This is a genomic window from Streptomyces sp. UNOC14_S4, from assembly GCF_020740835.1.
Taxonomy (GTDB): domain Bacteria; phylum Actinomycetota; class Actinomycetes; order Streptomycetales; family Streptomycetaceae; genus Streptomyces.
Genome location: NZ_JAINFC010001000.1, coordinates 1 through 860, shown reverse-complemented (window position 1 = coordinate 860; position 860 = coordinate 1). Strand labels below are relative to the sequence as shown.

1 protein-coding gene is annotated in these 860 nt (G+C 75.8%); it reads left to right on the top strand.

Annotated features, from left to right (window positions below):
* Nucleotides 1–105: 105 nt before the first annotated feature.
* Nucleotides 106–860 (top strand): DUF6227 family protein (locus tag K6I34_RS37570; RefSeq protein WP_229332487.1); only part of this gene is annotated, 755 nt, incomplete at its 3' end.

The window sequence follows — 860 nt, the reverse complement described above, 5'->3', positions numbered from 1 at the left end:
GAGCATGCCGGGGGCGCCCGGGGCGCGGGCCCCGCGGCGGCGTCCGCCTCCGCGCCCTCGTCCGCGCCCTCGTCCGCGCCGGACAGGCGTACACCCGCCGAGCATGTGGCGGAGCTGCTGGCCCGGGCGCAGAACGGGTTCGAGATCGACGAGCCGGTGCTGTCCCGGCTGCGGACCGCCCTCATGCACCAGGCGGAGCTCCGCTCGTACCGGCAGCGCAACGACGAGGCGCGCCCGCTGCGCTGCAACACCTACCGGCACATCTTCCTGCTCGCCGACGGCAGCAGCCTGCTGCTGTACGAGCTGGAGCACGACACCGGCCCGGACGAGCGGTTCCTCTACGAGCTCTACGCGCACGAGGGCGCCCTCGACCAGGCGGAGCGGCGCATCCACGAGCGGATCGGCGGCGGCATGGCCCCGGGCGGCGAGGCGGCGGAGCTGCCCGCCTGGCTGGCCGAGGAGCTGCTGCTGGCCGCGGGCCCGACCAGGCCCCGCCGGGAGTACGTCTCCGACGCCTCGCCCGACCACGCGCGGCGGCTGCTGCGGCGCGCGGAGAACGAGGACGGCGGCCCCGGCGAGGTGGTCCGCGAGCTCCTCCAGGAGGCGCTCGGCCACCACATCGCGCTGATCACCAAGCCGCGCAGGCGGGGCACCGGCCGCGACGCGACGTGGTGCCGGTTCTACGAGCACGCGTTCCTGCTGGAGGGCGGCGGCGAGCTCAGCCTGTGGGAGCTGGAGCACAACATGACGGCGGACGGCAGGCTCGTCTGCGAGGTCTACCTCGACGAGGCCGAGGCCGAGGTGGCGGCGGACCGGCACGCCCGCGCGCCGGCCGCAGCTCGACGGCTACAGCTCGACTC